Origin of the sequence: Streptococcus mitis subsp. hohhotensis, from assembly GCF_020089495.2 — a bacterium.
GTDB lineage: Bacteria > Bacillota > Bacilli > Lactobacillales > Streptococcaceae > Streptococcus > Streptococcus hohhotensis.
The window spans coordinates 57,473-81,928 of sequence record NZ_JAIRCA020000007.1; the positions used below are offsets into that span (position 1 = coordinate 57,473).

Genomic DNA, 24,456 nt, shown 5'->3' on the forward strand with positions numbered 1-24,456 from the left:
TAGATTCTAGATTCTTCTTCGATATATCATGTGTTCTGAACGAAGTTTCCTAAAGAAATTCTAATACTCAATGAAAATCAAAGAGCAAACTAGGAAGCTAGTCGTAGGCTGGACTTAAGTACGGCAAGGCGAAGCTGATGCGGTTTGAAGAGATTTTCGAAGAATATAAGTTGTATCATAACAAATTGATTTCTGAGTTCCTTTATATAAGAAAATGAGCATCTCCAACTACGAGAATGCTCATTTTTTAGGATTGTATAGGTAAATTTTACATCTGTTTTAAACGTTCAATCCGTTCTGAGATAGGTGGATGGGTATAAAAAAGTTTTTGGAACCCTCCTCCTTTCTTGGGATCATTGATATAAAGTGCACTGCTGGCATCATCGACAGGACGACTCATCGGTTTACTATTATCCAACTTACGTAGAGCATTAATCATCCCTTGAGGATTGCGAGTCAACTCAACACTAGAAGCATCAGCTAGGAATTCCCTCTGGCGAGAAATAGCGAGTTGCACCAAGGTTGCAGCGAGAGGTGCCAGAACAATAGCTAGTAGAGAAACCACGAGCATAATGATCTCTAAGCCATTTCCATCCCGATCATCGTCACTTCGTCTGCGACCTGCACCACCCCACCACATCATGCGACCTGGCATACTAGAAAGCATGGTGATAGCACTAGCAAGGGCAACAGCAATAGTCGAAATGCGGATATCGTAATTACGAATATGACTGACTTCATGTCCCATAACAGCTTCTAGTTCTTCACGATTCATGATAGCTAGGAGGCCTGACGTCGCAGCAACCGCCGCATTTTGAGGGTTAGAACCTGTCGCAAAGGCATTTAAGGCTGGATCATCAATTATGAAAACACGGGGCATAGGAATCTGAGCGACCATAGCCATATCTTCCACTACATGGTAGAGGTCTGGTGCCGTTTGTTCATCAACCTCACGCGCCCCGTTCATGGACATGACAATCTCTGTCGATTGAAAAATCATGGACAAGGCATAGATAAAGCCGATAATCAGTGCGATAATCAAACCACCAAGCCCAGATCGCATAAAGAGGTAACCAACCGCATAGCCAACAAGAGCTAAGAGTAGGAAAAATACCAGCAACAAAATCCAGGTTTTTCGTTTATTGCTTGCAATTTGATCAAACAACATCTTAGTCACCTAAACCGCTAAAATCAACTTTAGGAACTGCCTTTTCCTCTTCTGGTGTTTGAAGGAAATCTGCTGCTTTAAAGCCAAACATTCCAGCGATAATATTGCTTGGGAAAGTTTCTAATTTTACATTGTAGTTGCTGACAACACTGTTATAGAGTTGACGAGAGTATGAAATTTTATTTTCTGTGTTTGTCAACTCCTCTTGCAATTTAACAAAGTTGGCACTAGCTTTCAAATCTGGATAGCTTTCTGCAACTGCAAAAATACCTGAAACCTGACGAGTAAGGGCATCACTAGCTTTCATAGCTTCTGCTGGTGAAGTCGCTGCTGCCACTTGGTTACGTAGTTCTGCCACCTTTTCAAGGGTAGAACCTTCATACTTAGCATAACCTTTTACAGTCTCAATCAAGTTTGGCAAGAGATCATTTCGACGTTTCAACTGAACATCAATCTGGCTCCAAGCCTCCTTGGTTTGCATACGATTTTTAACCAAACCGTTATAGCTAACAATCACAAAAATAACAATAAGAGCGATAACTCCAAGAATAATCCAAGTCATTATATAAGTCCTTTCTACTTTTAGATTAGTACCAGTATATCAAATTTTTTATGATTGTGGTAAAATAAGATGATACTAAAGAAGGAAATAACTATGAAACCAGAAACATTTTACAACTTGCTTTCCGAGCAAAATATTCCACTTTCGGACCAGCAAAAAGAACAATTTGAACGTTATTTTGAACTCTTGGTCGAGTGGAATGAAAAGATTAATTTAACAGCTATTACGGACAAGGATGAAGTTTATCTCAAACATTTTTACGATTCGATTGCACCCATTCTGCAAGGGTTGATTCCCAATGAAACTATCAAACTTCTTGATATTGGAGCTGGAGCGGGATTTCCTAGTCTTCCTATGAAAATCCTCTATCCGGAGTTAGATGTGACCATTATTGATTCACTCAATAAGCGCATCAACTTCCTGCAACTTTTGGCCCAAGAACTGGATTTGGACGATGTTCATTTCTACCATGGACGTGCCGAGGATTTTGCCCAAGACAAGAACTTCCGTGCTCACTATGATTTTGTAACAGCTCGTGCGGTTGCCCGTATGCAGATCCTATCTGAATTGACTATTCCCTACCTTAAGGTTGGTGGAAAACTATTGGCACTCAAGGCCAGCAATGCGCCTGAGGAGTTGTTAGAAGCCAAGAATGCGCTCAATCTCCTCTTCAGCAAGGTAGAAGACAATCTCAGCTACGCCCTACCAAATGGAGATCCGCGCTACATCACAGTGGTAGAAAAGAAAAAAGAAACGCCCAACAAATACCCACGTAAGGCTGGCATGCCAAATAAACGCCCGCTTTAATCTTTTTAGTAAAAAAATATTTACAAAGTTTGCAATTTTTGCTATACTATCACAAGCAAAGGTTTTTAATGTCATCCCGTGAGGTGACGAAGACGCAGAAATATTTGAAACTCTTTAAAGTCTAGATTTTAAAGAAGTCTTACTCTGAGGGCCTATTGCTGTAAAATAATGGGCTCTTTTTTGATGCCCAAAAGTGAGGTTTATATGAAACAAGAATCAACTGTTGATTTGTTACTAGACGTTGACCAACGTCCTTCAGCTGGAAAAGGAATTCTCCTTAGCTTCCAACACGTTTTCGCCATGTTTGGTGCAACCATCTTGGTACCATTGATTTTGGGAATGCCTGTATCTGTTGCCCTTTTTGCTTCAGGTGTAGGAACACTCATCTATATGATTTCAACTGGTTTTAAAGTTCCAGTTTATCTAGGTTCTTCTTTTGCCTTTATCACAGCAATGTCACTTGCTATGAAAGAAATGGGTGGTGATGTATCTGCTGCTCAAACAGGGGTTATCTTGACTGGTTTGGTCTATGTCCTTGTGGCTGCTGGTGTTCGTTTTGCAGGTACAAAATGGATTGATAAACTCTTGCCACCAATCATCATCGGACCTATGATCATCGTTATCGGTCTTGGACTTGCAGGTTCAGCTGTTACCAATGCTGGTCTTGTAGCTGATGGAAATTGGAAAAATGCTCTTGTAGCAGTTGTTACTTTCTTGATTGCTGCCTTTATCAACACAAAAGGAAAAGGCTTCCTACGAATCATTCCATTCCTCTTTGCCATTATCGGTGGTTACCTCTTCGCACTAACCCTTGGCTTGGTTGACTTTACACCAGTTCTTAAAGCCAACTGGTTTGAAATTCCTGGTTTCTACTTGCCATTTAGCACAGGTGGTGCCTTTAAAGAGTACAATCTTTACTTTGGTCCAGAAACCATCGCTATCTTGCCAATCGCTATCGTAACAATTTCTGAGCACATCGGAGACCATACTGTTTTGGGTCAAATCTGTGGCCGTCAATTCTTGAAAGAACCAGGTCTTCACCGTACTCTTCTTGGTGACGGTATCGCAACTTCTGTTTCTGCCTTCCTTGGTGGACCAGCCAATACAACTTACGGAGAAAATACAGGGGTTATCGGTATGACTCGTATCGCTTCTGTCTCAGTTATCCGTAACGCTGCCTTTATCGCGATTGCCCTTAGCTTCCTTGGTAAATTCACTGCCTTGATTTCAACCATTCCAAACGCTGTACTTGGTGGTATGTCAATCCTTCTCTATGGAGTTATCGCCAGCAACGGTTTGAAAGTCTTGATTAAAGAACGTGTTGATTTTGCTCAAATGCGTAACCTAATCATCGCAAGTGCTATGTTGGTCCTTGGACTTGGAGGAGCTATCCTTAAACTCGGTCCAGTTACCCTTTCAGGTACTGCCCTATCAGCCATGACAGGAATCATCTTGAACTTGATCTTACCACACGAAAATAAAGACTAAGAGTCTAAATACACCTAATCCACTCAGACAACTGAGTGGATTTTTCGTGTAGCATAATATAGTCAATGGAAACAGGAATAAGACAAAAGAGCCTCAAAAAAAGAGTCTGGGACAAAAAGATTTTGATTTTAGGAATTTTTTATTATAAATTTAAAAAATCGATAGATTATACAAAAAAAGCGAACAAGACAGAATTCTGAGTGTCAGATAACTCGTTTTGTTCGCTTTTTATATTTAAGGTTAGACTTTTGTCCCAGACTCCTTTTTGAGGTACTTTTTGAAAGCCATCAAATGATGATTTTTCAGAGAGAGCAAAAAACTGTCCTCTTTATATTTTAAACGTTTAAATGTCTTCTTTAAACAGTTTATTAAAGAAACCGTCTGTGTTTTTAAGAAGGGCTTTGAATACTTTAGATTTCAAGTCCACTGTATTTTTGAAATGATCTTTAATTTTCGGATCTGACATACCATCAAGATCTTTTTGAACAGCTCTAGCAAATAAAGGCCTTAACTCATCATAGTTACTGATATGGACGCCATCAATATCGATACCTTCAAAGCCTTTCTTAGCTTTAGCAAGAACCTCCTCGTACCAATGTCTCTTCCATTCCTCAAGAGTATTAAAGTTTCCTTTCGATACTTTATTAATTATTAGCTTATCGCTTAGTAAACCGTGATTGTTTTTATCTGCTTCTGCTTTGTATTTATTTGATACATAACTGATAAAGCCATTTTCATAACCATAATATCCCCACATACGGAAAGCATTGTGCTTAAACGATAATGAACCAGGTGCACCATCACTCGTATTCCCACCGTAAATTCCTGCCATCATATTGACATTTACGTAAGCTGAATTTGGTGTAAAATCCTCTGGTCTATAACGTCCGTTACCTGGATTTCCGTGAATGGTCATGAAATTATTATTTACTAAGTCATCAATGGTGTTCAGTGGTGTTATTCTCTCAGCGTCTGTCAAGTCACGCACTTTGTCCCATTGGTGAGGACCACTTAGTTTATTTCTATCCATTGGTCGACGTATTTCACGGTCAATTTTCTTGAACCATTTACTATTGTCACCTTTAACCTTAGGAAGAACAGCTTCAGCTTCAGCATAATCAAGCATCATCATAGCTTCATTGTAGTTCTTCATGTAGTGGTCGATTTGGTCACGTGTTTGAAGTTTGTCAGGGTCGGGATTATACCATTGATTTCCATCATTTGGACGATGGTAGGCCATGTTAATACCCAATGCACCATACTCACCATTTGTTGTTGACTTATCAGGAGTTTGTAACATGCCTTGAGCAAAGGCTTCTAAATCCGTACCTTGACGATGCCAATATCCACCATAGTAAACCATACGATCATTAACGTGAGTAGTTTCATGTGTAAATGCGGATGTTCCAAAATCACTAATTAAATCTGTCATAACGAAATAAACTGCATCCATCGGTTGCGGTGCTGCAAAAATATATGCATATGCTCCGTATCCATATTGGTAAGGATGATACTTCCCAATACGACCAAAGAATTCCCTGACTGGAGTATAGTCTGGTTTTCCATTTCTATGTCCGAATCTATCAGGCCAACCATCTGGAGCGTTATGATTATCCCATACAGGAGTTGGAACTCCATTTTGACTCTTAAGAAGTTTATCGCGGACATTATCAGTAGCAAGACGTGACCAAAAATCTAAGTAATTAACTTGCTCTTTAGCACGTTTATTGATTTCACTCTTGAACGCTTCACGTTTTTCTGCTGTATCTTTACCATACTTTTCAAACGAACTAAATGAAATAGTGTTGTATGTTGAAATCATAAATAAATGTGCATTTTTCAAGTTAAGAAGAGGTAAAATCATGCGCCCATGCTGCCCATTATTAATTCCTTCGTATAGACGATATTTTTTGTTGGCAAATGCAGGGTTCGTTGATGGTTGTTCAACTACATACGCGTTCTTTTCAATAGCTTTCTTAAACCAGTCATTTATATCTGTATGGTTAGTGAATAGCTTCATATTGTAATGTAAGAATCCATTTAATTCATTTATTCCAATTGTTCCACCTATAGTTTCACGATAAGCTTCTAAAGTTCTATCTCCTTTAACATTTCTTTCACTTGAACCAATTTTGATTAAGAAATCTAAGACATTAACATTCTTACCATAAAAATCAGGTTTAAACATCATAATATCTTTAATTGATAACTCATCGTATTTAAAACCATAATATTGATTTAAGTAGGCCAGTCCCATCATGATTTTAGCTTTGTTGTCTTCAACTTTCTTCAGTAAAGCACGTTCAGCTAATTCGTTATCGTTGAGTTGATGATCTTCATTTTCAACAATAGCTTTAACTACTTTGCCAAGATTTTCTTTCACTTCCGCAAAGCTTTCTTCAAAGAATAGATCTTTAATATAACCATTCTTACGTTCATCCGAATTAGCATTAGGATCTCTAGATGTATCTCGTTTATCCATCAAAGCACGGACTTCCTGTGAAATCAATTTTACACTTGATAATTGAGCTTTAACATCAGCAATCAATTTATCACGATTTTTAACAACCATATTTGGTGTGTAAACAACATCATCTAAACCATCAATACTATACTCACGAACTTGTTTCACCTTAGAATCAGCAACTGATGTCACGTTCATTTCTTCTTTGGTGCCATCCGCATAGTGAATCATAATTTTATCAATATCTGACAAATCAGTTACGAATCGACCGTTCTTTATACCTGTAACAGATAATACTTCTTTTGTCAACAAGTTTGAACCTTCTACAAGTTTGTTACCTTGGTTAACAATCCATTCCTTGTTGTAGAATGGTTGAAGTTTTTCGATGTTACGGTATGCCTGCTCACGCGTTGAGTCATAATCTTGAGTTTTATTATACTCATTATCACGTGTTGTGAGAGCGTTGAGTTTATTTACAATTGGCTCTGTAATTGCATATTTATCTGCTGTGATAGACAATTCTTTAATTTTCTTATCAGCTTCCTCTTGTGTTATAGGCTTAATACGCCCCAATTCTTTAGAATGTTTGTATGATGAAGTACCTTTACTTACATCTTTTACAACATAGTTTCTATTGACATTGTTACCAGTCCAATAAGGATCGTCACTGATATCATGTGAACCATAAAATATCTCACCATTTTCAACTTTCATCATTGAAACAGAATCTTCAATCGAACCATGCATATTAAGACTTCCAACAGCACCACCAACTTCAATTGGTTCCTCCACATCTATTGTACCTTTAACAACAGATTTTTTAATAGCTCCCTCTCTACCTACAGTATGGTTATTACCACTATTTTGCGACCAGTAGGCTATACCAGCAGCTTTTGCTTTCTTACCTCGAATATTGGCATCTACATAAGCCTGTTCTACCAGCCCCTTCCAGTTTTCACCAACAATACCAGTCAAGAACGAACTACCTGTACCAATAGAGGTCACATTCCCAATAAAAGCTACATTTCTCAATGTACCGCCACTATCTATTTTATCTATAAATCCAGATACCCAGTTTTTACCTAATACGTTACCAGCCACTTTGACATCTTCAATTTTAGCGCCACCTTTAATAGTGTCGGCAATCGGTGCAATGCGATCTGCCCAAGGCATATTGATATTTACATTCCCAAGATTTATTTTGGTTACTGTACCACCGATAACATTGCCAAATAACGGACGTGATAAGTTATGAATGGTATAGTGATTTTCACCATCACTCAAGAGCTTACCTTTGAAATCTTTTGTAACATATGATTTACCAAATGCTGATACATTTGTAGCATTAAGGTCAGCACCCAATTTAAACTCACCGTCAGGTTTTTTCTGCATATCTTCAATGAGTTCTTTGAAGTTGTAATATACATTTCCAACCTTTGGTCGTGGTTTTTCCATGTAATAAACGTACTCATTACGTATCTTGCTTGGGTCAGTATGCTGAATAAGGTCAACAGCTCTTGCGGTTACTTTGTAGAGAACTTGGCCAGCCTGATTAATCTCTTCGATTGTATCAACTGCTAAACGAGTCACTTTGTTATCCCGAGAAGTGATTTTTAAGTACATTTTCTTCACATCTTCATCTGAAGGTTTTTCAGTCATAAAATCACTAGATGTTTCAGTACCATCGTCATTTACCTTCACTAAATTAGTAGATGCGATATTTTTAATTTCAACTTTTTTCAACTCTAAACGTAAAGGTTTTTCATCCAATTTAGACGTTTCATCACCTTCACCACGGTTGTAAGTCATTGTTGTTGCAATTTTATAATCTTTGAATAAATCCAAACCTTGAACAGCATCTGTCAATTTTTCTTTAGATAAGTCAACTCGCTTAACAACAGTATTCCCATCCTTAATCTCAGCTATAATGCTCTTGATTTCAGCATTATCTGTATTTTCAAGAGTGTAATCCAATTTAGCTGAACGATCCATCGCATCTTCTGTAACCTTATCCAAAGTCAAAGTTGGTGCAACTTTTGTAGTATATTCAGGTAACTCAGCTTGAACTTCAGGTTCACCCTTTTCTGTGACTACAGCTTCTGGTAATGCTGGTTGAACTTCCGGCTCCCCTTTTTCAGTTACAACAGCTTCTGGTAAGACTGGTTGAACTTCAGGTTCTCCTTTTCCAGTCACAACAGCTTCTGATAATGTCGGTTGAACTTCAGGTTCCCCTTTTTCAGTCACAACGGCTTCTGGTAAGGCTGGTTGAACTTCAGGTTCTCCTTTTCCAGTCACAACAGCTTCTGATAATGTCGGTTGAACTTCAGGTTCCCCTTTTTCAGTCACAACGGCTTCTGGTAAGGCTGGTTGAACCTCAGGTTCTACCAGATTACCACCAACTGGTGCTGTATATTCTAGCTTCTCTGCCTTAGGAGCCTCATCTGGGACTGTGCCTACGGGTTCAGTGTACTCAGGTTTCTCTGCTTTAGGCGCTTCGTCAGGAACCATACCCATAGGATCAGTGTACTCAGGTTTCTCTGCTTTAGGCGCTTCATCAGGCACTGTGCTCACTGGTTTAGTATATTCTGGTTTCTCAGCCTTAGGCGCTTCGTCAGGAACTGTGGCTACCGGTGCAGTGTAATCAAGTTTGTCTGCTTTAGGTGCTTCGTCAGGCACTGTGCCCACTGGTTTAGTATATTCTGGTTTCTCATGAATTTCAGGCTCAACCAGACTACCACCAACTGGTGCTGTATGTTCTGGTTTCTCTGCCTTAGGAGCCTCATCTGGAACTGTACCTACTGGTGCAGTGTAATCAGGTTTGTCTGCTTTAGGTGCTTCGTCAGGCACTGTACCCACAGGTTGAGTGTATTCTGGTTTGTCTGCTTTAGGCGCTTCATCTGGGACTGTACCCACAGGTTGAGTGTACTCTGGTTTCTCAGCTTTAGGCGCTTCATCAGGCACTATGCCCACTGGTTTAGTGTATTCTGGTTTCTCAGCTTTAGGCGCTTCATCTGGGACTGTGCCCACAGGTTTAGTGTATTCTGGTTTTTCATGAACTTCAGGCTCAACCAGATTACCACCAACTGGTGCTGTATGTTCTGGTTTCTCTGCCTTAGGAGCCTCATCTGGAACTGTACCTACTGGTGCAGTGTACTCTGGTTTTTCTACTTTAGACGCTTCATTATGAACACTTTGAATTTCAGATACTGGAACATTTTTTGTCCCCTCAGCTTTATGTTGAATTTCTGAGATTGCATCATCATCAAGGGGTAAGTATCCAATATAACGATATCCAGCAATTTGAACTACTCCCTCATTACTTGGAGCTTTCAAGGGATTGCTTATATCGAGAGCTTGCATACTAGAAAGACTAATCAGTCCGATAGTAGTAACTAAGAACAAACTACTAACTTTTTTCTTTTTATGAACCAAAAGGACTAAACTACCAACAGCTAATAGACCTAAAGCTGTAAGCACAGAAGTCGATGAACCTGTCGCAGGAAGAGCTTCCTGCTGATAAATAAGAGCATAAGTTACCTCATTATCAGTAGGAATTCCTGCTTGAATCTTGCTTTGTTCTTCCTTTGTAAGAGCGCTTTTTTCAACATAATGATAGGTAGAAGCATGAATGATTGACGGTGCAACCAAGATACTTCCGAGTAAAACTGAACCAACAATCCCACAGATTTTTCGGATTGAAAACCGTTCTTTTTTAAATAATGACAATCATAATCACCTTCTTTAATTTTATTTCCTAATAGTAAACACTATTTTTTATTATTAAAAATTGAACTTCTAAAATCATCAGTTTGATTTAGATAGGCCTTAAACACTGCTCTCTTTAACTTATGAACTGCACTATCATATTCTGGATTATAGTTGTCCCAAGAATAACGATTCTCATCTGCATCCTTACGGACAGCTTCGTCCATTAATCGCTGCAGTTCTTCTACACTATGAATCGTCTTTCTTGCAAAACTTGCCCAAGATTTAGTTGGATCGTTGAAGGTAACCTGCTTCAAGTTTCTAAACTGATCCACCCGTTCTTGGTACATAGCTTTCTTGAAATCCTCCCAAGTTTTATACTTACCTTCAAATACCTTTTCCAAAACAAGATCATCTGTCACCAATCCTCGTTCTTTACCATAAAGATTGATAGTTTTCCTTTGTTGTTTAGCAACTTCCTCGTATTGGTTTGAGATATAAGGTACCATTCCATCCTTAAAACCTTTGGCAGCCAAAAGTTCATAAGCTATCCTACGTCCCATCAAATCACCCGGAGTTCCCTTACTGCTCAGAGCCGAATAGATTGGGGCGAAGAGTTTAATCGTATAGTAACCGTTTCTTTCATATTCCCCAGACTTATATTCACGAGCTGACAAGATATTATTTTTAATTAAACTATCAAAGGTAGTCAATTTTTTGGCATCTTCTTCTGTCAGATTTTGTACAACGTTAGTAGCGTAAACCTCATTTCCATCTGCAGGATCTTTCACGTATTTATTCTCGATTTTTCTCAGAGCCGTCATTTTCTGATAAGCATCTAACTGTTTCACAATAGATTGCCCTTCGAGATATTCCAACATGTAAACGACATCAAACATATTGTGGACGTAGTTCTGAAGATCTGCTGCGTCATTAAATCTTGTAGTTGGATCAAGTACTTGCAATCGCTGGCCTTCTGTACTATCTGATGTTTTATGTTTCAAAATAGAGTTGATGGTAATGGTTGCATCACTTGGTTGATCAGGAGCTTGCAATAAGCCTTTTGCGAAGAACTCCGGTCCTAAGCCACTTCTTCGACCATAGCCACCAAGGTAAATATCCTGATCTGAATCATGTGTCATCTCATGGGTATAGGTGATAGCTCCATCCTTATCTAACATACGATAGGACATATAGTAAACGCCATCTCCAGTTGCATAAGCACCATGATGATTGTGAACTACTTTATTCCCCACTGGACCAAAGAAATTCTTCATCGCCGGATTGGTACTATCAAATTTAGCCTCAACTGTGGCTTTTCCAGATGTCGTATCATCTCCAAACTTATAGGCATCATAAAGTAGAATCGTACGATAGAGTTTTTCACGTCCTTCTTTATCTAAAATACGATACCAATAATCATAGTGATCTCGTTGACGTTTAGCTGTCTCACGCGCGTTTTCTTCAACAAACTTATTGAGTTCATCTCCAGCCTTATAATCACTATTGCGGTAACGATCATAAGCTCCAAATCCTAGACTAGACATGGTCGAGATGACAAATACAGATTTCTCCGGCAAGGTTAGGAGCGGCAAGACCATATTGCGGTATTTCCATGTGGCACTAGTGATACGGTCGTAGACACCAATAGAATACTTGGTACCAGCCTGTCCTTGTTTTGTTTTCACCTCTTCAATATTAGATTTTTCTTCGACGATGTAAGCCTTAGTTTGTGATTTAAACCAGTCATTATTGGTTTTGTCTGGTAGAAAGACTTTTCGGTAATTTTCCAACGTGCTAAACAAATCTGTCGTTCCATGATGGCTGGCAAGACTGATAGCATAAGTATCGACATTGTTTTTAGCAAGAAGATTGTTAAAGCCAGATTTACCTAACTCAATCAGAGTATCTAATGGTGAAGTATTTCCTTTACCAAAGAAGTCCGGATGATACATAACTAGGTCTTTGACATTCACTTGACCATAGCTAAAGTTATACCAACGTTCTAAATAAGTTAAACCGAGTAGCAAGGCTTCCTTATTGTTCTTGATTTTATCTACAAGATAGCCTCTGGTAACTGGGTTGTCACCAGCAAGTCCAGCATCTGCTGACAAGAGTTTTTTCAAACTGTTTGCCAAATTTTGTTTTGTTTTGACGAACTGGTCTTCCAGATAGAGCTCAGTTTGCTTGACATCTGGAGAAATTCCGAGTGTCTTTCTGATAGCATCCGACTTATAGTCAACCTTTTGTAAGTCAGGTAAGACTTGCTTAATGATAGAGTCTTGGTCATACAAGAATTGATTTGGAGTGTAGAGGAGTCCTGTATCCCCTAAGCTATATTCTGCCAACTTAGCAAAATCAGTCTGGTATCTGAGATCGAGCTTCTCAGATGAATGGTCATGATAGTGAAGCAAGAGCTTATTTGCAGTCTGTTTGTTAGAAACAATATCTGTGATTACTTGGTCATCCTTCATCATAACTGCGGACAAGAGTTCTTTTTGATATAAGAGACTGTTCTCCTTGACCAGGTTTCCGTATTTCACGATGGTCGCCTTGTTATAGAAAGGTAACAATTTTTCAATGTTCTTATAAACCAAAGCACGGTTAGCTTGATAATGCTTCACCTTAGAAAAATCACTTTCTTTACTACCACTTGTTGAAAGGGGCTCCACTGTTGGAGGAGTGAGAGGATTGATTTCTGCTTTTTTATTAGTCACTTCAGAAGCATCTAGCATTGTTCCTCTTTCTTCAAAGGATTCTTTGCTGATGACTTCATCCCTAACCAAGGTGACATTGTATACTCTGTTCGCCTTGCTGCTGAATGTATCCTTCACCTTCATTCCATTGTAGTGGTAACCGGTAATAGCATTCCCGTTGGTTACATTGACATCACTTAGTACATTGGTCAAGCTTCCAGCATGCTGTTCCTCATTCGTCTTTCGATCCCACAAATATCCAGCCACACCCGCAACTCTACCAAAGTGCTTGACATTGTTGATATCACCTTCAGCATAGCTATCCTGTATATGCGCATCTTGGTCTACAAGACCTGCTAGCCCACCAACAGTCTGATCTGAACTATTGGTGTTTGACGAAATGGTTACTGTCGCTTTAGATTTAGCAATAGACGCATTTTTTCCTGTTAAATGACCGACCAGACCGCCAATATTGTAGGCAGCAGTTGTTTCATAGGTATTGATAATTCTTCCCTTGAAACTGCTCTCTGTGATGCTTGATTGGTCTGCCTTAGCAAGCAATCCACCGATACCACGTTCTCCAGCCAGAACACCATCGACATGAACTTGTTTAATCTTTGTGTTATTCTGAGCTTCATTTGCCAGTGAACCAATATCATTTTTCCCTGAAATAGCAACATTTTTTAGACTCAGTTTTTCTACTGTAGCACCATTCAAGTTTTCAAACAGAGGTTTTTTCAAATTATAGATAGCATACTTCTTACCATCTTTTTCTCCAATCAAATGACCAGTAAAGGTTCCCTTGATATAGGATTTATCATCAGGACCAAGCTCCACTTCGTTAGCATTCAGGCTAGCTGCTAAATGATAGGTTCCAGAGAGATTTTGGTTTATAGCTTTGACCAGATTACTAAAGGAAGTAAAGTTTGTATTTTCCTCTTTAGACTTCTTATCGAGGTAGAAGGTGAAATGGTCGACATATTTATTGTTCTGCTCTTGCTGGAGTTTCTCAGCCTTAGCTGTAATTTTATAAACTGGCTGACCATTTCTTTCCTCTTCAGTTATTGAGGCGACTGGTAGATAGACATCTTTAAATGCCGAAGATTTTACCTTGACAAAGTAATTATCCGTATTCTTTGGAATTCCATCCAATAAGATATGTTGTTTATAATTCCCATTCGTCTGGCTGTACAACTCAATATCCGAAACATTTCTTAATTCGAGTGTTTTTTCTGGATCCTGCTCTTTCGTTTTTTCAGTCGGAATATCTGGCTTTACTTGATCAATATCACCAGTGTATTCTGGAAGGGGGGCTACTTGTGCTGGCTCGCCTTTGTCACTTACTACAGCCTCTGGTAAGGCGGGTTGGACTGCAGGTTCCCCTTTATCGGTTACTACAGCTTCTGGCAACTCTGGTTGGATTGCAGGTTCCCCTTTATCGGTTACTACAGCTTCTGGCAACTCTGGTTGGATTGCAGGTTCCCCTTTTTCAGTTACTACAGCTTCTGGTAACTCTGGCTGAATTGCAGGTTCCCCTTTATCGGCTACGACTGCCTCTGGTAACGCAGGTTGGATTGCAGGTTCCCCTTTGTCAGTTACTACAGCTTCTGGTAACTCTGGCTGAATTGCAGGTTCCCCTTTATCGGCTACGACTGCCTCTGGTAACGCAGGTTGGATTGCAGGTTCCCCTTTGTCTGTTACAACAGCCTCTGGCAACGCAGGTTGGACTGCAGGTTCCCCTTTGTCAGTTACGACTGCCTCTGGTAACTCTGGTTGAACTGCGGGTTTGCCTTTGTCACTTATAACTGCTTCTGGCAACTCTGGTTGGACTGCTGGGTCGCCTTTGTCACTTACCACAGCCTCTGGCAAGGCGGGTTGGACTGCAGGTTCGCCTTTGTCAGTTACAATCGCTTCGGGTAAGGCGGGTTGGACTGCAGGTTCGCCCTTATCAGTCACGACTGCTTCAGGTAAGGCAGGTTGAACTTCAGGCTCCCCTTTGTCTGTTATAACTGCTTCAGGTAACGCTGGTTGGACTTCCGGTACACCTTTATCACTTACCACAGCTTCTGGTAATGCAGGTTGGACTGCCGGTACGCCTTTATCACTTACCACAGCTTCTGGTAATGCAGGTTGGACTGCAGGTTCGCCTTTATCACTTACCACAGCTTCTGGTAATGCAGGTTGGACTGCAGGTTCACCTTTGTCAGTTACAACTGCTTCAGGTAACTCTGGCTGGATCGCAGGCTCACCCTTGTCGGTTACCAGAGTTCCAGCTTGTACATCTTTATGTTCTGCTAATTGTGATTGTGCATTTGAAGATTGTTTCTCTTCTTTTCTTGGATTGGTTAATTCTGCAGAGAGAGTTTTTTCAACTACTTGAACTTCTGTCGGCTTAGTTGAAGAAACAGATGTTTGTTCCTGCATAGCTTGTACTGTTGATGGATTCTCGACAAAATTCGGTGTAACACTATAATCCACCTTTTGTTGATTTTTAGGAGTAGCTACTGATTTCTCTTGATTACTTACTTTAGATTCAGAAGTTATGTTTCCCTCTTTGATATATCCAACATATCTGTAACCTGAAATGTCTTTAGGAAGAGGCAATTTTTCTCCAGAGGTCAATTCATAGTCCGTATTGTAATTCAGTAAAAGATTATTTTCTAAAGCATGAGCCGATACAAGAACACCATTTCCTATTCCTGCAACCAATACTAAATGTAACACTGTTTTATTCTTAATTTTTTTCTTAGAAACGGCAAAAATTAAAATCCCCAGAGCAGCTAAGCTAGCACCAGCAACTAGGGCTTGCATCTCATTCTTGCTTCCAGTATTTGGTAATTCCGACAGTTGATTTTGGGAATTTAACTTATAAACAAGATAATAAGTCTCATCATCATTCTCCATGTATGTCGGAATATCATAGACAAGCTGCTTCTTTTCATCTGATGACAACTCTGACTCTGTCACATATTTATAGTGAACACCTTTAGTCTCTTGAGCTTCTACAGATGAACTACCTAATACAGACACAAAAAACAAACTTGAAATCGTTGCAGATACAAGTCCTACTGATAATTTTCTAAATGAAAAACGCTGCTGTTTTTCACCAAAATACTTTTCCATTATTCCTCCTTGAAATAAAATTTTAAAAATATGTAAGGTAAACTTTATTATATTAGCTTGTTATCTTATAAAAAGGTAACACACTTTAATTATACTCTTAATTTACAAAAAAGTCTTAAAATTGCGTTGCGCTTTTATACTTTGTTTTATATATAAAATACCAAGTAGTAGTTTTGCAACTCCCTATTATTTTTTTTGGATAAAATGTAACCTACCATGGCACTTCCACGGTAGGTGTTACTCATATCAATAATCGTTCTAAAAATGGTTTGATGCAGTTGATAAGAATCCCTTCTATCCAGCTTTCTTGTGCTGAGGATAGATGTTCTATCTGAAGGCTTTCTTTTAAAAAGTCTCGGACTTGTTCTGGTGCGATTTCAAATTCAAAGGCTTTCATTTTATAGAAAAAGTCGATGAGATGATCTGACAGATATTCAGTTGAAAAGGGAACTTCTCCACTTTTTCGATATTCTAATAAGAGCCTAGAAAATCGGGCTTTTTCTTCTGGAAGCTCACGAAAGTAGGAATTGAGGAGCCAGATCTGCTTCTGTTTTCTTTCAATTGGATCCTGACTGGCAATTCGTTGGTCTTTTTCCAGCTCTTTTTGGTATTGTTTGGCCTTGATAGCCCGTTCTGTTCGATTTTTACCAAAAAGAATTTTCTCCCACTTGCGTTCTTCTTGAGTCAGTGTCTCTGTAAATCCAAAGTAGTCTTGATAAGCACGCTCTGCTGGTCCCATGGCTAGAACCAGATTGTCTGCATATTGCTTGGCGATTTTATCCCTCTTCTTGCGCTCTTTCTCTGCCTGGATACGGAGTTCTTGTTCGTAGTCAATTTTCTCCTTACCTAGCTTGACAAGGTAGAGTTGGTCATCCGATTTCCCAAGTAAAAAGGGTTTGATACACTTTTCAAGGACTTCTTCCATCCGAGCTTTCTTCTTGGGTTCTGCCTTGGTCCAACTTCCTCCTTGAAAGACTTCTAGGAAGAGCTGGTAGTCTCTCTCAGGTGTAAATTGATTGCCGCGATTAGGCTTGAAAACACCTTTTTCCCAGAGCCATTTTAGAAGTCGCTCGTCAAAGTCACTTTTGTTAACCTTGATTTTTTCCTTTTTCTGTGCTTTTCTGGTCAAATTTTCAACCTTTCTGAGCAGTTTTTCTTCCTCTTCCAATTGCTGGTCAAGGGTCAATCGATGAAAATGACGAACACAGTCGCTACCAATTGGAAAGAGGCGTTGGCCTGTGACACCGTTAAAGAGTTCGTAGGCGTACTTGATGGCATTCCCACAGACACAATTGCTACGGCCGATACCGTTAAAAATCAAGGAAACTTCATTCCATTCCTTGGTAGCTTGTTCCCAAGTATCAGCTTTTGAAGCCTGTAAAACCGCATCATGTAGGGATTTTCTAACTGGAAGTGTCATGAGGTCTCCTTTCTAAATTATACTTTTACAACTTGAACCTCGTCTTTACCTAGTAAAATCAAGTATTTCTCAATATTTTCAATCGAATAGGCTCGAGATAAAGCCTCTCCGTATAGGGCTAACTGACCACGATAGCGGTTTATGAGTTGACTTGGATCATCATAGCGGTCTGTCTTATAGTCGAACAGAATAATTCTGTCCTCATAAAGCAGATATCCATCAAGGATACCACGGACAACGAAGTCTTCCTGACTCTTTTGGTCTCGTTTGAGCATGGAGAAAGGTTGCTCACGATAGAGATGGTTGGTATTAGCGAGAATTTCCTGACCGAGTGCTGTGTCAAAGAATGTAAGAATTTTAGCAAGATTAATTTTTTCCCTGACAGCTTGGCTGGTTTGAACTTGTTTGAGAGTTTCTGTTAGGCTAGCAAGTGTTGGTTGCTGACTGAGGTCGATTCTCTGCATGAGTTCGTGGGTAGCACTACCAATCTCAGCTCCTGTTACCTTTCCTTTGGTTGAAAAATCTGGCAAATCAAAGTTGATTTTCTTGTCTACTGACTGGCCTTGACCTGCAATCTCGACACCTTCCATATCCATAACTGGTTCGTAGAATTTCTTGATTTGACTTGGGGTTTGAACACTAGGAAGTTCAATAGCTGCGCGGTGAAGAGTATTATATACTTCTACTTCTTTCAGCATTTCAAGGGCTTCTTTGATGGTTTCTGACTGACGATTGTCTGCTTGAGAGCTATCTTGGAGAGGGCTCTTGTTTTCCAACTCTCCGATAGCTTCTCTGGTCAACTGATCTTCTCCAACAAAACGATAGCTAAAGTTGAGATGATCCTTTGCAAACACTTTACTGATAGCCCAAATCCAATCTTGGAAATTCTTGGCTTGCAGTCTAGTATTGCTATTTAGTTTTCCATTTTTAGCTGCTGGGAATTCCTTGGATTCCAGCTTTTCACGCGAACCCTTGCCGACAAGATAGAGCTTTTTCTCAGCCCTCGTCATGGCAACATAAAGGAGACGCATCTGCTCTGAATAGCTAGCCAATTGTAGTTCTTCCTCATTCTGGATATAAGTGAGGCTAGGAATGGAGAGTTTGATGGTTTTAGGATAATGAGCTTCTACTGCTCCTGTCTCCATCTTGGCAATATACTTAAGTCCTAGACCGTTTTTACGGCTGAGAATGACTTCTGACATGCTGTCTTGTTTGTTGAAATCTTGATCCATATTGAGGATAAAGACGTAAGGAAACTCCAGCCCTTTACTCTTGTGGATGGTCATGAGCTCTACTGCATCTTTTGGCGGTGCGACAGCCACGCTTGCAAGATCGTGCTGGGCTTCCAAGACTTGGTTAATCATACCAATAAAACGCGACAAGCCTTTGAAATTGCTCTTTTCAAATTGATCAGCACGCAGTGCTAGGGCATAGAGATTAGCCTGTCTAGCAGGGCCATTTGGCAAAGCTCCAACATAGTCATAGTAAAAACGGTCGTTATAAATTTTCCAAATCAAGTCATAGAGGGAGTGGGTTTTGGCATACAGGCGCCAAGAAGCTAGGACATCCATGAATTGCTTTAGTTTCTCAGCTAGAGCTGTGTGAATCAATCCTTTTTGGCTGCTTACCTGTTTTTGAGCATTTACTAGTTTCTCATATAGATTTTCTTGGGCTTTATCCTCTGCTTTCTGAAGGGACAAACGTGCTAACTCGTCTTCATCAAAGCCAAACATAGGAGACTTCATAAGGGCAACCAAGGCGTAGTCTTGCAGGGGATTGTGAATGACACGAAGGGTGTCTAGCATGACTTGTACTTCTAGGGATTGGAGATAATTGTTTTGCTCTCCATCGGTTTTGACAGGAATCCCGTACTCAGACAGGGCGAGAAGAATCTGGTCATTACGACTGCGACTGGAGGTCAGAAGGGCAATCTCCTTAAAGGCAACACCTTTTTCCTGATGAAGTTTAAGGATTTCCTTGATAACTAAGCGCATTTCGCCTGTTAGTTTCGTTTCTGCTTGCCCCTCTTCTTCCTCACCTGTATTATCCTTGTCGTAGAGGAGAAATTCTGCCTTGTTGTCTGGATTGGGAGTCAGTTTTGTATTGGCAAAAACAAGCTGGTGCATGTTATCATAGTTGATTTCGCCGACCTCTTGGTCCATGAGACGTTCAAAGACATCATTGGTTGCTGACAGCACTTCTGAACTACTACGGAAATTTTCTTTGAGGAGAATGAGCTTGCCCTCTTTTGGATTTTGCGCATAGCGTTGGAATTTTTCATTGAAAATCTGGGGATCTGCCTGACGGAAACGATAGATAGATTGCTTGATATCCCCCACCATAAAGCGATTGTGACCATTAGACAGCAATTCCAACATCCGTTCTTGAATGTGGTTGGTATCCTGATACTCGTCTACCATGACTTCATGGAAGCGCTCCTGATAAGCCTCACGAACTTGCGGGAAATTCTCTAAAATCTCAATGGTGTAATGGCTGATATCAGCGAATTCAAAGGCGTTTTCCTGACGCTTACGTTCACGATAAGCTTCCACAAAATCACTCATGAAGGTTTGGAAAGTCTTAGCTAGTTCCCAGGTATCTCCATGATAACGTTCTTGATAGTCGAGAATGGTTATCTGGTCTGACAGTTGTCCTAGTTTAGCAAACTGGGTCTTTCTATCTTCGTTATAGGCATCAGCCAGTGGCTTCAAATCAGCCTTACGACTGGCATTAGTCAGGGACCGACCATTTTTCTCTTTTGAAATGGCGACAACACGCGCAAGCGCCGTTTGATAAGCCTGACTATCGGACTCTTGATTTAAGGAGCCAATTTCATCTAAAATCAACTGAACATTTTCTAAATAGGCTGCCTTTGGAAACTCCTTGGCATCATTATCCAGATGATAACGGAAGAAACTTTCCAAGTCCCAAAGGGCTTGCTGGATTTGCTCGGTTAGTTTTTCTTTTTCACTGGTAAAATCAGCTTTCCCAAAGCCTTTGAGGAAAGATTCACTCAGCCACTTTTGAGGATTACTAGTGGATTGGAGGAAGTCATAAATTTTATAGACTTGCTGACGCAGCCCCCGTTCATCTTTTCCACGTCCAGCAAAGTTTTTCAGCAGATGACTAAAGTTCTCTTTCTGTTTACCTTGGTAATGGGCTTCAAAAACCTCGTGGAAGACTTCGTTTTTTAGAAGAAGTTGCTCACTCTGGTTTTGTAAAATTCGGAAATTAGGCGCAATATCAATCAGATAGCCATGTTTGCCAAGAAATTTTTGTGTAAAAGAGTCCATGGTTCCGATGGCAGCGTTGGGAAGGTCTGCCAACTGACGTCCCAAGTGTTGTTTGAGGTCAACATCATCGCTTTCTTGGATTTGTTGGCTGATTTTTTTCTCCAAACGTTCTTTGAGTTCGGTCGCTGCCTTAACCGTAAAGGTTGATATAAAGAGTTGAGAAATTTCGACACCACGCGCCAATTGATCCAGAATACGCTCTGCCATAACAAAGGTCTTCCCAGAACCAGCCGATGCTGAGACTAGGATATTTTGGCCAGAAGTGTAGATGGCTTCAATTTGCTCGGCAGTTTTCTTCTGTTCCTTGCTCGAATTTGCTTCTGCTTCTTGCAATTTTTGAATTTCTTCCTCAGTTAAAAAGGGAATGGACTTCATCGATTCAACTCCTCTCTTATTTTTTCAAACCAATCTTGCTTGAGCTTTTCTCCGACCAGACGCTTACCGTCAGCCAAGTCCAACTTCTCTAGGAAACGGGCTTGACCCAAGTGGTAATTGGCTTCAAATCCTGTGATGGCTTGATGTTGCTGAACGTATGGAGCAATGCTTCTGCCATTTTCAGTATAGGGATTGATAGCGAACTGGCCTGCTAAAATCTTCTCAGCTGCTTTCTTGTAAAGATGGGCATTGTAGTCCAGTAGGAGCTGGAATTCCTCATCTGTCAGCTGATTAGCCTTGTTTTTATTGTAAAATTCACCCAAATGACTGCTTTCTTTTTCTAAAAAGAGGCCTTGGTATTTCATAGACTTGCTGGCTTCTACTACTGCACCTGCTAGACTTTTAACGGCCATCAGAGATTGGACAGGCTCAGCCATTTCCAAGTACATGGCACCGAAAAAGTTCTGCTCCCCTTCTCTTTTTAGGGCAGCTAGATAGGTTGGTAGTTGGGAATTAAGTCCATTAAAGAAATGAGGAAACTGGAACTGAGTTAGACTCGACTTGTAGTCTACTACTCCTATCGCTCCATCAGCTTTTAAACGGTCAATGCGGTCAACCTTACCTCGTACAAAGACACTGCGACCATTATCCAATTGAATAAAGGCCTGCTCTTTTCCACCGAAATTCGCCTCTTCTTTGATGGTTTCAATAGCTGGATTGTGGCGGAGAATATGGCCAGTCGTCCGTGCCACATCAAGCAGAATTTCCTTGGTGAACTGGGCTTCCAAACTTTCTTGATAAATAGCTTCAAATTCCCGTTCCTGACTGGTTTCTTGGATCGCTTGTTCTAGACGTTGGTCAAAGGAATCTTCGTTAGGTAATTGCAAGGTCCGTTCAAAAATGCGGTGCAAGAAATTCCCATGACTACGAGCATCAGGACGAAGGCGCAATTCTTCCTGCAAGCCTAAAACATAACGGAGGAAATAACTGTATTCATTGCGGTAAAACTCCGTCAAACCGGAGGTAGACAGGTAAAACTCCTGATCAGTTGGATAGAGAGCTTGCAAGGTGTCCTTTGCTAAGGGTTTACTGCTTGGACTGGTTGGGAGGGCTGGATTTTCCAAACCTTGCTGGTCTAGTTTTTTACCCATCACACGCGCCAGAACCTTAATAAATGTCAAATCTTGTTCAGTCTCACTCATCTCGCCCTGCTGGTGATAGGCGACTAGACTGGACAAAAGACTGTGATAGGACCCCATATCCTCCTTAGACAGCCCTTTGTGATTCATCCTCTTCTCTCTCCGACTAAATCCAAAATGGACCAGCTCTTGAAGATAAGCTGACTCCTTACTTTCACTTTCATTAAAAAGGCTTGGAGCCGACAAAACCAACTGCTTACGAGCAGAATTAACCAAGGAAAGCATAGTATAGTGATTTTTCTTGAGATTTTCACTGCTGGCAATCAGTAATTGAACACCTTCTTCTGTCGCTTGGTTTAGGTTTTGCCTTTCTTCATCTGTCAAAAGACTGGTGTTTTGCGCAATTTTTGGTAAATTGTCCTGAGTCAGCCCAATGGCATAGACAAAGTCAGCCGTTAAGGGCGCAATCAAATCGTAACTCTGCACCAGAACGGTGTCCACTGTTGCTGGAATAGTGCGATACTGAGATAGACTCATCCCAGAATGAAGCAAGGCTAGAAAGTCTTCTAGATTAACTTGCGAACCAGCAAAAACGGTCGCAAATTGTTCTAAAACATGACAGAAAGCCTTCCAAACTTCGGACTGTCTTTCCTGTTCAAGAACTTCCATAGTGGCTGTCAAATCTTGTAACTGCTTGGTCACAGCTCCTTCTTTTAGAAAGACATTCCACTTTTGCAAGAGATTTTCAGCCTTCTGCTTTCGGCTAGCAAAGAGGGTTTCAAGAGGTGTTAAAACACGCAGACGAAGAGCATTTAAACGTTCCAGATTAAATTTTCCATGGTGGGATTTGGTAAAGGTTTGCTGAAAGGCTGGCAAGCCATTGATACCAAGATAACGGATATATTGCTCAAAAGCATCAATATCAGCCTGACTAAGGTCGGTATACAAACCTGTTCTGAGGAGATTAATCAAATCTTCCTGACGGAAACGATAGCGTTTCAAAGCCAAAATAGACTCAACAAACTGTGTCAAAGGGTGGTGGGCCATGGATTCGCTTTTGCCTAGATAGAAAGGAATCTGATACTGGTCAAAAATGGTTTTCAGCGATAACTGGTAAGAAGCTACATCCCCCAAGAGAATACGAAAATGTTTGTAGCTCAGGTCTGAGTTCTCATGTAATTTCCGACGAATGCTGCGGGCTACGAACTCCAACTCCTCCTTTTGTGTCAAGGAAGACCAGATTTGTAAGTTTTCACGGTCCTTCTCATCGACATCCAATGTTAATTCTGAAAAGTCATAAGAAGACTCCAGCAAACGAGAGGCCTTGTCAAAACTATCCATCTTCTCATGAGTTTGAGAACAGTCCTGAGCAGACGTTTGGTATTTAGAGGCTAGATGATGGAGAAACTCCACACTGGCTTGGTAGAGATTGCCTTCAGCGAATGTGCTGGTATAGGCTTTCTTACTAGCATAGGCTCCAATGACAATCTCAACACCCTTGCCGTGCAGTAGATCCACAATCCGCTCTTCCTCAGCAGAAAAACGAGTAAATCCATCAATAACCAAGGCGATTTGAGTAAAATCACTACTTACCTTGTCATTCTCAATAGCCTCAATCAAATGGGATAACTGACTTCCCTGAGCTAACTGTCCTTGATTGAGGTAGGACGTTACTTTCTCAAAAACCAAGAGTAAATCGGCCCTCTTGTCCTCATCCGTCAAACTCTCCAAGTCCAAAAAACTCATCTGAGCTTTGGTCATCTCGTGGTAAAGCTCTATCAACTGCTGGATAAATTGAGGATCCTGCTTGATAGCACCATAAACACGGAAGTCCTTGGGGTCAAGTTCTGCAAGGCACTTATAAAAGGCCATCCCAAGACCAATATCATCAATACTGGTCTTAGCTGGCAAATCAGTCAAAATCAGGTATCGAGCCATCTGCGCAAAGCGCGTGACGGTAATCGCAAAAGAAGCCTGCTGGGACAAGCATTCCAGCACGGCGCGTTCCTTTTCAAAAGAAAGAGAGTTGGGAGCGATGTAGAAGACCCGCTTGCCAGCAGCAACTAGCTCCTCCGCCTCTCTGGTTAGAATTTCAGTCAAAGAAGTCCGAATATCAGTATAAAGTAATTTCATCTCTGCCTCGTTGGAATTTTTCATTACCTTTTATTATACCATGATTAGCCACCCAAGTCTGAAAATAATCAGTTCTTATCCAT

The 24,456-nt window shown here is 40.5% G+C and carries 9 protein-coding genes; 2 read left to right on the top strand and 7 right to left on the bottom strand.

Annotated elements, in window-relative coordinates; all coding sequences use genetic code 11:
• Positions 1-268: 268 nt before the first annotated feature.
• Together htpX and K4Z77_RS04305 are read right to left on the bottom strand one after the other, a co-directional pair.
• Positions 269-1,168 (bottom strand): zinc metalloprotease HtpX, encoded by a 900-nt coding sequence (gene htpX, locus K4Z77_RS04300; protein WP_224218563.1) that lies wholly within the window; start codon positions 1,166-1,168, stop codon positions 269-271.
• A gap of 1 nt (position 1,169) precedes the next feature.
• The gene (locus K4Z77_RS04305; protein ID WP_000219822.1) at positions 1,170-1,730 is read right to left on the bottom strand and encodes a LemA family protein; all 561 of its coding nucleotides are present in this window, start codon (positions 1,728-1,730) and stop codon (positions 1,170-1,172) included.
• 93 nt (positions 1,731-1,823) lie between these two features.
• On the opposite strand from K4Z77_RS04305, the gene rsmG reads away from it, so the two are divergent.
• Positions 1,824-2,537 carry a 16S rRNA (guanine(527)-N(7))-methyltransferase RsmG gene (gene rsmG, locus K4Z77_RS04310; protein WP_224218564.1) on the top strand — a complete coding sequence of 238 codons (714 nt, stop codon included), beginning with the start codon at positions 1,824-1,826 and terminating at the stop codon, positions 2,535-2,537.
• 204 nt (positions 2,538-2,741) lie between these two features.
• On the top strand, positions 2,742-4,025 hold the full coding sequence (locus K4Z77_RS04315; RefSeq protein WP_224218565.1) for a uracil-xanthine permease family protein: 1,284 nt from the start codon (positions 2,742-2,744) through the stop codon (positions 4,023-4,025).
• Positions 4,026-4,368: 343 nt separating this feature from the next.
• On the opposite strand, the gene K4Z77_RS04320 is transcribed toward K4Z77_RS04315, so the two are convergent.
• The 5 genes from K4Z77_RS04320 to rexB form a co-directional block, all read right to left on the bottom strand.
• A complete protein-coding gene (locus K4Z77_RS04320) occupies positions 4,369-10,215 on the bottom strand; it encodes an SIALI-17 repeat-containing surface protein (RefSeq protein ID WP_224218566.1) in 5,847 nt (1,948 codons plus the stop codon).
• 41 nt (positions 10,216-10,256) lie between these two features.
• Positions 10,257-16,013 (bottom strand): ZmpA/ZmpB/ZmpC family metallo-endopeptidase, encoded by a 5,757-nt coding sequence (locus K4Z77_RS04325; protein WP_224218567.1) that lies wholly within the window; start codon positions 16,011-16,013, stop codon positions 10,257-10,259.
• Positions 16,014-16,254: 241 nt separating this feature from the next.
• Complete coding sequence (locus K4Z77_RS04330; protein WP_224218568.1) at positions 16,255-17,433, bottom strand: hypothetical protein; 1,179 nt, start codon at positions 17,431-17,433, stop codon at positions 16,255-16,257.
• A gap of 17 nt (positions 17,434-17,450) precedes the next feature.
• A complete protein-coding gene (gene addA, locus K4Z77_RS04335; protein WP_224218569.1) occupies positions 17,451-21,101 on the bottom strand; it encodes a helicase-exonuclease AddAB subunit AddA in 3,651 nt (1,216 codons plus the stop codon).
• A complete protein-coding gene (rexB, locus tag K4Z77_RS04340; RefSeq protein WP_224218570.1) occupies positions 21,098-24,373 on the bottom strand; it encodes an ATP-dependent nuclease subunit B in 3,276 nt (1,091 codons plus the stop codon). Before rexB ends, addA begins: the two co-directional genes overlap by 4 nt.
• Between the last annotated feature and the right edge of the window lie 83 nt (positions 24,374-24,456).

What these genes read in the sequence shown, in the direction of transcription:
- htpX (WP_224218563.1), bottom strand. Translation starts at nt 1,168, where the DNA reads ATGTTGTTTGATCAAATTGCAAGCAATAAACGAAAAACCTGGATTTTG.
- K4Z77_RS04305 (WP_000219822.1), bottom strand. Translation starts at nt 1,730, where the DNA reads ATGACTTGGATTATTCTTGGAGTTATCGCTCTTATTGTTATTTTTGTG.
- rsmG (WP_224218564.1), top strand. Translation starts at nt 1,824, where the DNA reads ATGAAACCAGAAACATTTTACAACTTGCTTTCCGAGCAAAATATTCCA.
- K4Z77_RS04315 (WP_224218565.1), top strand. Translation starts at nt 2,742, where the DNA reads ATGAAACAAGAATCAACTGTTGATTTGTTACTAGACGTTGACCAACGT.
- K4Z77_RS04325 (WP_224218567.1), bottom strand. Translation starts at nt 16,013, where the DNA reads ATGGAAAAGTATTTTGGTGAAAAACAGCAGCGTTTTTCATTTAGAAAA.
- K4Z77_RS04330 (WP_224218568.1), bottom strand. Translation starts at nt 17,433, where the DNA reads ATGACACTTCCAGTTAGAAAATCCCTACATGATGCGGTTTTACAGGCT.
- addA (WP_224218569.1), bottom strand. Translation starts at nt 21,101, where the DNA reads ATGAAGTCCATTCCCTTTTTAACTGAGGAAGAAATTCAAAAATTGCAA.
- rexB (WP_224218570.1), bottom strand. Translation starts at nt 24,373, where the DNA reads ATGAAATTACTTTATACTGATATTCGGACTTCTTTGACTGAAATTCTA.